The sequence below is a fragment of the Caldanaerobacter subterraneus subsp. tengcongensis MB4 genome (assembly GCF_000007085.1).
Lineage (GTDB): Bacteria > Bacillota > Thermoanaerobacteria > Thermoanaerobacterales > Thermoanaerobacteraceae > Thermoanaerobacter > Thermoanaerobacter subterraneus.
Genome location: NC_003869.1, coordinates 2,143,186 through 2,152,500, shown reverse-complemented (window position 1 = coordinate 2,152,500; position 9,315 = coordinate 2,143,186). Strand labels below are relative to the sequence as shown.

Annotated in this window: 8 protein-coding genes, 6 tRNA genes, 2 rRNA genes and 1 pseudogene (1 of these 17 only partly in view); 16 read left to right on the top strand and 1 reads right to left on the bottom strand. The window is 36.6% G+C overall.

Features of this window, described 5'->3' with window-relative positions; translation table 11 throughout:
- The 14 genes from TTE_RS10750 to TTE_RS10680 form a co-directional block, all read left to right on the top strand.
- A 23S ribosomal RNA gene (locus TTE_RS10750) occupies positions 1-565 on the top strand (it extends 2,318 nt beyond the left edge of the window).
- A 32-nt stretch (positions 566-597) separates the two neighbouring features.
- Positions 598-706: ribosomal RNA gene (rrf, locus tag TTE_RS10745) — 5S ribosomal RNA — on the top strand.
- Positions 707-713: 7 nt separating this feature from the next.
- Positions 714-788: transfer RNA gene (locus tag TTE_RS10740), tRNA-Asn, on the top strand.
- Positions 789-799: 11 nt separating this feature from the next.
- Positions 800-874: transfer RNA gene (locus tag TTE_RS10735), tRNA-Glu, on the top strand.
- A gap of 9 nt (positions 875-883) precedes the next feature.
- A tRNA-Ile gene (locus tag TTE_RS10730) sits at positions 884-959 on the top strand.
- Between the two features lie 22 nt (positions 960-981).
- A tRNA-Asp gene (locus TTE_RS10725) sits at positions 982-1,058 on the top strand.
- Positions 1,059-1,067: 9 nt separating this feature from the next.
- Positions 1,068-1,143: transfer RNA gene (locus TTE_RS10720), tRNA-Phe, on the top strand.
- A 14-nt stretch (positions 1,144-1,157) separates the two neighbouring features.
- Positions 1,158-1,232: transfer RNA gene (locus TTE_RS10715), tRNA-Thr, on the top strand.
- A 301-nt stretch (positions 1,233-1,533) separates the two neighbouring features.
- The gene (locus tag TTE_RS10710; protein WP_011026301.1) at positions 1,534-1,962 is read left to right on the top strand and encodes an NUDIX domain-containing protein; all 429 of its coding nucleotides are present in this window, start codon (positions 1,534-1,536) and stop codon (positions 1,960-1,962) included.
- A 378-nt stretch (positions 1,963-2,340) separates the two neighbouring features.
- The gene (locus TTE_RS10705; RefSeq protein WP_235619570.1) at positions 2,341-2,880 is read left to right on the top strand and encodes an MFS transporter; all 540 of its coding nucleotides are present in this window, start codon (positions 2,341-2,343) and stop codon (positions 2,878-2,880) included.
- 69 nt (positions 2,881-2,949) lie between these two features.
- On the top strand, positions 2,950-3,216 hold the full coding sequence (locus TTE_RS10700) for a hypothetical protein (protein WP_041587209.1): 267 nt from the start codon (positions 2,950-2,952) through the stop codon (positions 3,214-3,216).
- Positions 3,217-3,470: 254 nt separating this feature from the next.
- Positions 3,471-4,388 carry an MFS transporter gene (locus tag TTE_RS10690; RefSeq protein ID WP_009610710.1) on the top strand — a complete coding sequence of 306 codons (918 nt, stop codon included), beginning with the start codon at positions 3,471-3,473 and terminating at the stop codon, positions 4,386-4,388.
- Positions 4,382-4,720, top strand: coding sequence for a hypothetical protein (locus tag TTE_RS14325; protein WP_011026298.1), 339 nt, complete (start codon positions 4,382-4,384; stop codon positions 4,718-4,720). Before TTE_RS10690 ends, TTE_RS14325 begins: the two co-directional genes overlap by 7 nt.
- A gap of 194 nt (positions 4,721-4,914) precedes the next feature.
- On the top strand, positions 4,915-6,276 hold the full coding sequence (locus tag TTE_RS10680) for a TolB family protein (protein WP_009610712.1): 1,362 nt from the start codon (positions 4,915-4,917) through the stop codon (positions 6,274-6,276).
- Between the two features lie 341 nt (positions 6,277-6,617).
- Here the strand turns inward: TTE_RS10680 and TTE_RS10675 are convergent.
- Positions 6,618-8,038, bottom strand: a pseudogene (locus TTE_RS10675) (transposase).
- A gap of 157 nt (positions 8,039-8,195) precedes the next feature.
- Here TTE_RS10675 and TTE_RS10670 point away from each other — a divergent pair.
- Together TTE_RS10670 and TTE_RS14320 are read left to right on the top strand one after the other, a co-directional pair.
- The gene (locus TTE_RS10670) at positions 8,196-8,609 is read left to right on the top strand and encodes a hypothetical protein (protein WP_011026297.1); all 414 of its coding nucleotides are present in this window, start codon (positions 8,196-8,198) and stop codon (positions 8,607-8,609) included.
- A gap of 365 nt (positions 8,610-8,974) precedes the next feature.
- Positions 8,975-9,229, top strand: a complete 255-nt coding sequence (locus tag TTE_RS14320) for an MFS transporter (RefSeq protein WP_046159936.1) — start codon at positions 8,975-8,977, stop codon at positions 9,227-9,229.
- Positions 9,230-9,315: the final 86 nt, after the last annotated feature.

Genomic DNA, 9,315 nt, shown 5'->3' with positions numbered 1-9,315 from the left:
AGAAGGGGGCTTGACTGTGAGAGAGACATCTCGAGCAGGGACGAAAGTCGGGCTTAGTGATCCGGCGGCAGTGAGTGGGAACGCCGTCGCTCAACGGATAAAAGCTACCCCGGGGATAACAGGCTGATCTCCCCCAAGAGTCCACATCGACGGGGAGGTTTGGCACCTCGATGTCGGCTCATCGCATCCTGGGGCTGAAGTAGGTCCCAAGGGTTGGGCTGTTCGCCCATTAAAGCGGTACGTGAGCTGGGTTCAGAACGTCGTGAGACAGTTCGGTCCCTATCCGTCGCGGGCGTAGGAGACTTGAGGGGAGCCATCCCTAGTACGAGAGGACCGGGATGGACGAGCCGATGGTGTACCAGTTGCACCGCCAGGTGCACAGCTGGGTAGCCAAGCTTGGAAGGGATAAAGGCTGAAAGCATCTAAGCGTGAAGCCCACCCCAAGATAAGGTCTCCCACCCGAAAGGGGTAAGGCACCTTGTAGAAGACGAGGTAGATAGGCCGGGGGTGTAAGAGCGGAAACGCTTTTAGCTGACCGGTACTAATAAGCCGAGGACTTGACCCTGAAGGCTTTGTGTAGTTTTGAAGGTCTAAGTATCCGGTGGCGATAGCGGAGGGGAAACACCCGTTCCCATTCCGAACACGGAAGTTAAGCCCTCCAGCGCCGATGGTACTGCATAAGCGGGAGAGTAGGTCGCTGCCGGAATAAATGCTCCTCAGTAGCTCAAGGGTAGAGCAACCGGCTGTTAACCGGTAGGTTGTAGGTTCGAATCCTACCTGAGGAGCCAGTTTTTATGATGGCCCCGTGGTCAAGTGGTTAAGACACCGCCCTTTCACGGCGGTAACATGGGTTCGAATCCCGTCGGGGTCACCAACACAACATGGGCCTTTAGCTCAGCTGGCAGAGCGGTCGGCTCATAACCGATTGGTCCGGGGTTCAAATCCCTGAAGGCCCACCATTTTCTAACTTAATAAAAATGCGGCCCAGTAGCTCAGTTGGTTAGAGCGCTAGCCTGTCACGCTAGAGGTCGAGGGTTCAAGTCCCTTCTGGGTCGCCATTTTCTTATGCCTCGATAGCTCAGTAGGTAGAGCAAGGGACTGAAAATCCCTGTGTCAGTGGTTCGATTCCACTTCGAGGCACCATTTATTTTTATTTTGCTAGCGTGGCTCAGAGGCAGAGCAGCTGATTCGTAATCAGCAGGTCGTGGGTTCGAATCCCACCGCTAGCTCCAGTGCTTATGCATATTAGAGGGTATCGACATTGTGTCGATACCCTTTTTTGTATAAATTAATACCAGGCTAATGAAGCAAAGATTTGCATCACATAATAGATATGCGGACGAAATTAATGCTGTTGATATAAAAGATAAGGCAATTTATTGTATTGATAAATTTGCCATTTATAAAAAGCAATTGCATTTCTATTTTTCTTTTGTTAAAATAAAATCAAACGTTTAACTGGTAATTTAGGTAAAGGATTTGTGGTACAACGAAGATCTAAAAGTTTTTAAATAAATTTAAGGAGGAGCTCTTATGTATCCTAATTATAGAATTTCTGTTGAAATTATTTTGTTATATGAAGGAAAAGTTCTCTTAACCAAACGTGCACCGCATTGTAAAGTTGCTCCGAATGTGTGGAATGTTCCCGCAGGGAAAATAAAGTATGATGAAATTCCTATTGAAGGTATGTATCGAGAAGCAAAAGAGGAAATTAACTTGGATGTAGAAATGTTGGAAGAGCTATCAGTTAGAAATATAAAAAGTAAAAGTGGGGACGAAGACATTTACCGAGTTGTGTTCACGTATCTTGTCAAACCCAAAAACGATGATATTTCTTCGCTCAAACTGAACGATGAACATTCCGAGTATGCATGGGTAACAAAAGAAGATCTAAATGATCCCAAATATGAAACGCTTCACGATGATATACGAAACATTCTTTTAACAAAAGTATTTAAGTGAAAAAGGATTAAGTGTATACTATAGAACTTAAAATTCCTATTCAAGAGAAACGATTTTTAAAATTCATTTTTTAAAATTGGAAATTTAATTTCTACATGGATATGGTATAATATTTGGTATTTACTAAAATAGAGATTAGAATATGTGGTAATTAAAACTGCAAGGAAATAATTAAAGTTGTTGTAAGAATAATTGGAAGAATATAAAGACAAATTAAAGTTTTTTCATTCGATTTACCAAAAGGAAAGGGGAGAGTGAATAGAACCTTCAACTAATGAAAAAATACTCCATACCTACTACATTCGACGTTATATTATTGCTGTGTGCCTTATAGAGTTTTTTGCTTTTAAAATTCTTGATCCGTACTATATTCAGTTTATGACTACAGAAAAGGGACTCGGGTTAACACCTACGCAGTTTGGATTTTTTGTATCACTTACCTCAGCAGTGACTTCTGCTATTGATTATCTGTCTGGAGCTTTTGCAGATCGGCTGGGACGTAGGCTTTCTTGGGGGTTGGCGATGTTTTTCTATGGAGCGGGAATGCTATGGCTCAGCTCGGTTTCTGCCTTTGGTCCTGCGTTGGTTACTACTGTATTAATGGGAATTTCTTATGCTTTTACGAGCGGCGCACGGGAAGCTTGGCTTTACGATAAGGTTGGACAAGAGGGAACACGGCAAACCTTTGGTAAACTTTATCTTTACTCTATTCCATTTACTGCAGTAGGAATGGCAGTAGCATTTATTTTAGGAGGTTTTGGAAGTCTGCGTATTCCAATTGCTTTGACTGGTATTATTATAGCAAATGGGTTCTTTATCATGACCTTTCCAGAGAACTATGGGAATCAACACCGTCGCGGATGGCTAGAGGTTCTCAAAGCAGGATTTTATCAGTTTTTGAAAAGTCGTGTTCTGTAGGTGACAGCTGCTCAAAGCTTTTTCTTTACATTACCTATTTGGATCACAAGCGCCTGGTGGATTACTTACATGGTGGAACAGTTTGGGGTTGACCTGAAGGGGACAGCTTTTGCATTTGGTGTTACTTCTTTAGCTGCGGCAATAACAGGTTTTTATATCTCTAAGATGAAAATCACTGATTATCAGAAACTGATTCTTTGGCCCACACTATTATCAGCGCTTGCTTTCTTATTAATGCCGATAATGCCTGTACCTTGGGCATTTGTAGCCTTAGTTATTGTCGCAATTGCTTCTAGTTATTTGAGGGGAAGTGGCATTACCACTTTTGGAGAATGAACAGATTAGTGTCGAACGGGCGACGGCCCTATCCTTTTTAAATACTCTGCGCAGTGCTTTTTGGGCAATCGCTCCTCTTTTATGGGGTATCCTTATTTCAGCTTTCGGCCTTAAAGTGATGTTCTTTTTTGGAGGAGCAGCTTCGCTAATTTCTTTGTTTTTGTTAAGACTTGCTTTAATGCTCAGAGAAAAAAACACATAAAATTGAGTTACAATGGTTAATTGTTTATTGATTCTAAGCGAGGTAAAAAACTATGACAAAGTCCTCATATTTTTCTCTTTTATGCAGAAGAAATATTGCCATTATGGTTTCATCTAACATGGCTATAGGGTTAATGGATGGACCTATGAGATGGCTTTTGCCTCTGCTTTTGATGGAAAAAGGAGGGCCATTTCTTGTAGGACTTTCTTTTTCAATTGCCAATTTTGGCGATACAATAATCGCCTTATTGGGAGGGCAATGTAGTGATAGATTTGGGAGAAAGATAATGTTAGTCATATCTTCACTTTTTTATACCATTGGCAGTTTATTACTCTTTTTTGCTTTTTGGCAAGGGGATTTGAATTTCATTATAATTGGAATGATTTCCACAATTTTTATATATGGTTTAAGCGGAATCTCTTTAGGTTCTACTCTGGCTCGGATAACTGAATCCGTTTCAGACGAAGACTCAGGGAAAGCCCTTTCATTAGTTTCTTTTGGAGGGCTCATTGGTCGCATTTTAGGTTCCTCATTTATAGGGTTTCTTTTTAGAAAAAATCCTGTTGAAGCATTGATTGCCATGACAGTGTTTTCTGCTATTTCAGTATTGTTAAGACTTCAACTTAAAGAGACTTTACAATTAAAGTCAATGGGAGAGAATATATCTTTAATTGGACATTTAAAAGGTACGATAAATGTTGTCAAAATGCTAGGTTCATTCTGCATTTTATCTATCACTACTTTGGTAGTACTCAATGGTTTATCACTTGCAATCTGTGGGAATTACTATTCCCCTTATCTAACAGAAAATTTTGGACTTGATAGTGGAAAAATAGGGATGATATTTAGTGCATTAGGATTAATCCAACTATTGCTTACACCAATAGCTGGTATAGTTGTCGATAGATATAAATATGGATTTTTAAAGGGGCTTTTTTTAGGAAATGTTTTTGCAGGAGTTTTTTGCTAATTTTTGCATTTACGTATATACCTTTTATTGCCATTTTCACTATGATAGCGTCTTCAGAATTGGGAGTTTTCCATTCAATTGGATATGATGTGATGATGGCAAAGCTGTCAGAGAATAGATTTAGAGCAACTATTTACAGTGGAATGATGGCAATATGGAATGCAATGTTTATTATAGGGCCCGTAATCGGGGGCGTCCTCTATTCAGGCAATCCAAGACTTACTTTTTTTGTAACTTCCATACTTTTATTGATTACATTTATACCTATAAAAAAGATTAGCATCTATTTTCATAACGTGGTACAAACAAAAAAGATAGTGGGTTGCCAGTAAAAACTAATTAATTTGAGTGAAGGAACAGGCTTTTATTTGAAATTTCTTGTTATATCATGTAAAAGTTTGTAATAATTTATTTTGTTGGTCTTAAAGCTATTTTACAAATTTAACCTGCTGTAACTTACAGTTACAAAATTAAAATTTTTCACTGGCGATATATGAAAGAAGGAAATAAGAGGGGGAATAAAACAATGGCAAAGAAAAAACTTATCATAGCTATAGTTGGCCTTGCCATTGTAGGGCTAATTGCGGTACCGCTTTTAACTTCAGGATATAAGTGGACCTACTTGGGACCGGAGGATTATCAGTTAGCTGCAATAGTTGACGGTACTCCTATTGTTTTCTTCAATGAATTGCAAGATGGGGATAAAGAAGAGGTGGGTGTTGAAATAGGTGGGGAGAAAAATACCCAAATTACCATGCGGTGGGAAAACAATCGTCCGGAAAATGTTCCGCATTTAACATTCAAAAAGATTACACCTCAAAATACTCTCATTGACCTCCAAGAAGAAGTATTTGAAGTTACTTTCAAATTGCCAGGTGAAGGCACTAAAGTTTGGGTCTGGGACGATAGGCAAAAAACCTATGTACTTTCACATATAGAGGAAGAAACCTATAAAGAGAAGATAGCTAAGTTATTTGTAGACGGAAAGACTGTATTTCTCTCTGCAAATCCTGAAGAAAAACCCCTTTTTCTTACTCCAGAGAAAGATAAATTTTGGTATTTTACTAAAAAAGGCTTTTGGTTAATTGATTTCAATGGTAATGTAAAGAAATTGTCCCAGGATAAATTTAATGGTAAAACTTATGATGAATTACAAGAAGAACTTATAGCTAAAACTGGTGATAGCAACGCTACATTATGGTGGGCTGATAATCCTGTATTCAGCCCTGATGGCACTAAAGTAGTTTACATGACAAATAGGGATTGTATAGGTTCTGGTGGGAGTTCACTGTGGCTGTATGATTTGACTGTATGCCAAGAACGACCACTTGTTAAAAACATGAGAGGGGAACATTATAGAGCTGTAGGCTGGTTGGATAATAGCCATATTCTTTACACTGTCTACTATACCAATAAAAAAAATGAATATTATATTTCTGATATTTCAGGGAGATATGAAAAATTAAACTTGGAAGGAAAACAGCCTTACGTCTTAGGTATTTACCCCAATTTGCAGATTCTTTATACCTCGGATTATTCAGCTTCTAGAGATATTTGTTTGGCTAAAGTAGATTTAGTTACTAAAGCTGTTAAGGAAGTATATAAAAAGACGCTTGACGGTGTGTTGCGGAATTCATGTAGTCTAAGTCCTAACGGTTCTAGATTGGCTTTCATGTATGCTCCTGACTCCAATGATACTTTACAATATCTTACAGTAGTAAATTTAGTTAATAAAAAAGAGACTTTGATTAAACGAGTTCCTTTACCGGAAGGATTAAGAACTGTTTTGAATAGTTTTAACTGGCTGGATAATACACGGTTATTTATACGTGTCACAAAGGTGATTGATGGGACAAACCAGATCTCTTCCTGGATTTTTGACAGTTAAATTAGGCGCCGAGAAAAACATTAAGCTTTTAACTTGATATTTATGAGTTTTTAGATTGTTAAAGAAGATCGGTAAAAAGCGGATTTAGAGCTAGAGAATTGTAAAGATTGAGGTTTTTGAAATGCTACAAAGTTCTCTTTATATTTTAATAGGTGATTGCAAAATGAAGTAAATATCAAAGTAAAAAAAGTTACATTATTAGGGATAAAATAGGAAAATTACATGTTAATTTAGTAAAAAAAGAGAAATGGAAGAAAGATACAAATCCCCAAAAGACAAAACTTAACACACCTTTTTAATGTAAGAAGGTGACAAACGAATCAAACCATAAGAACAAGTCATCAAGCCAAAAGTTTTTTCAAAGATAAAGGATGTTCAAAAATACCAAGCTTTGCAGTAATAATTAAACCAATATGTTGAGTGATAGCCCCAAGAAAAACATCAGCTTTGATAGACCTGGTATTTATGAGTTTAAAGCTATCAACAGCGATAGAACTTTTTAAAAGGGAAATAGATTTTTCAATAATAGGGCGTTTTTCATAAAGTTTGGACCACTTTTTAGAGTTACGAGGGACAACAGTATTTTTTCTAAAATCAATATCAAGGGTAGTATAGAATATTCTGCCGCATTTAGAAGGAGTACAGGGGTTATCACATTGAAGGATATAAGTAGTTTTACCATTTAGTCTAACTTTTTTGGACATAGGGCAAAGCCATTTAATTCTGGTAGCTCTACCTTTTTCCCGGACGATGCCATCATAGGACATTTTAAGAGAAGGGTCACGGGGGCAGGTAGGGATACCATCAGAGTTAAAAGTAGGCTGAGGTAAGTTTTTAGAATTTCGAGGGTTAATAGGGATAATAGGTATTATGCCATGCTCTGAGAACAAGTATTTGTAATTATCAAAAGAATCAAACCCAGCGTCACCTAAGAAGTATCTATAAGAGAAATTAGGATGCAAATTAAAGAATTCCTTAAGAGAAGGGATTAAAGTTTTTGAATCGTACAAATCTTTAGACTCGGCAGCAGATTTAGCAGTATTGACATCTAAAGAATCATCGTCATAGAAACTAATATGCTGAATAATGCCTAAGCCATTAGTGAGAATGGTAGCTTTGATAGAGTAACAATAATGCCCATTAATATAAGAGAATTTAGCATCAGGATTAGAGTGAGCAAACTTAGGCATTTTAGAGCAAGCATAAGAGTGGGCATCAAAATCAGGATTAGATTTAGAGAACTTTTTAATATTTCTATAAAGGGAATCAAAGAACTTAGGATTATTTTCTCTGACATAAGGTTCAAAGCCAGTAGTATCAGCGATGAGGATATTAGAAAGTGAAGGATTAATAGCCTGACAAATAGGCTCAGTTAAATTAACAAGATTATTGAAGAAATTCTCCAAATCTTTGAGGAAAATGGATTTAAATCTAGAGAATTGAGAAGGATGAGGGACTCTTTTAAAGCCACAAAGCTCTCTTAATTCTTTAGATAGTTTAAGAGCATGGACAAGGAGTTGAACAGTAGGGATAGAGAGAATTTTTTGGATAAACAAAGCAGTGAGCATAGATTCAAGAGAAAAATCTCTATGACGTCCAAAGTGGGAATAATAGTGGGCATAAAAAGAAGATGGAATAAGTTCAGATAAATCAACAAAAGATTCAAAGAGTTTAATAAACTTGGGTTTATCTTCTTCAAAGAAGGCTTGAACATCATGGTAAATATCGGAGAGAGAGATATTTGTTTAGCTTTGATTTTCATAGAATTTCCTCCATTTCTTTTTGGGTTTGGTTCTCTATATAAATTCGACAAAAGTGGAGGAATTCCTTTGAAAATATACAGCAGAATCCCTTAGTTCATAAGGATTTTGGGATTCTGCAAAGACCTATTTATATTTTAAAGAAAGGAGGGGTGAAGGTTGAAGTATAAGAAAATTACATTTTTAATGGGTTTACTATGGGGATTAATATCTTTTGGATTTTTCGAAATTGCTATAAGAAGAGGCCAATTTTTTATGGGAAATTATTTAATGGAGTCTAAACCTTTTATTGCTGTAGTTGATATAGCTAGAGCTGATAATTTGATGTGGCTGTTTAAGCTTCTTCTCTTTCCGTATGCTGCTGGATTGGATTTATCTATATGGACTATCGGACTTGTAGGATGTATTTTTGGATGTGGCAGTTCACCTTTCCAAGCATTGGGTAAAGTGTTTGTGAATCATCCCATTATAGAGTGGTTTGTACTAATTATTTACACTATAGTAGGAGGACTTATACTTATAATGCTGCCTTATTATTTTATAAGTGTAGTTAAGAAATTGCTAAAAGTATAAATTTCTACATAAGAAGGTATTTTTAAAGAGTCTGTGAAACTTAAAGAAGCTAAACGAAAAAGACAAAGAAGACAGTTATCTTTACTGTTACAGGCTTAATCCTGTTTAATTAGCGTTATTGTATATATTAAGAGTCTACATCTTGGAGAAATCGTGGGAAATACGTGATTATACAAGTTTGTATCTAGAACTTCGGAGTAGATAAAAACTACTTAAAATATAGAAGCAATTCAGGTTAATTTTGTAAAACTTGTGATAACCTCTATACTGTTTTTTGTAATAGGCCTTTTAATCTTTGATATAGCAGACAAAAAAGCTAAAAAGAAAGGGGTTTTGGGAATGTATTAAAAAAGGGAGTGGAAGTTTTGATTAGATTTAAGCTATCTCGTTTTATAAAATTTTTAAAAGAAAATCTTTCTTTTTTTAAAGTGTGGCTTGGCTATTCTCAGAACACCATAGGTGGAAGACTTACTATAATTGCAAGGACAGTTTTATTTTATCAAATTACTAATTCTGCAAGTGCTGTAGCTATTTTCAGTATTTTTTCTATGTTGCCTATTATTTTATTGAGTCCCATTGCAGGGTGGTTTTCAGATTTTACTTCAAGGAAAAAATCTTAATATTTTCACAAATGATAAATGGGTTTTTAGTATTGGGTTATATTATAGCAAAAGATCCGTTGTTGTTTTATGTTTTAGTTTTTCTT

What these genes read in the sequence shown, in the direction of transcription:
- TTE_RS10710 (WP_011026301.1), top strand. Translation starts at nt 1,534, where the DNA reads ATGTATCCTAATTATAGAATTTCTGTTGAAATTATTTTGTTATATGAA.
- TTE_RS10705 (WP_235619570.1), top strand. Translation starts at nt 2,341, where the DNA reads ATGACTACAGAAAAGGGACTCGGGTTAACACCTACGCAGTTTGGATTT.
- TTE_RS10700 (WP_041587209.1), top strand. Translation starts at nt 2,950, where the DNA reads ATGGTGGAACAGTTTGGGGTTGACCTGAAGGGGACAGCTTTTGCATTT.
- TTE_RS10690 (WP_009610710.1), top strand. Translation starts at nt 3,471, where the DNA reads ATGACAAAGTCCTCATATTTTTCTCTTTTATGCAGAAGAAATATTGCC.
- TTE_RS10680 (WP_009610712.1), top strand. Translation starts at nt 4,915, where the DNA reads ATGGCAAAGAAAAAACTTATCATAGCTATAGTTGGCCTTGCCATTGTA.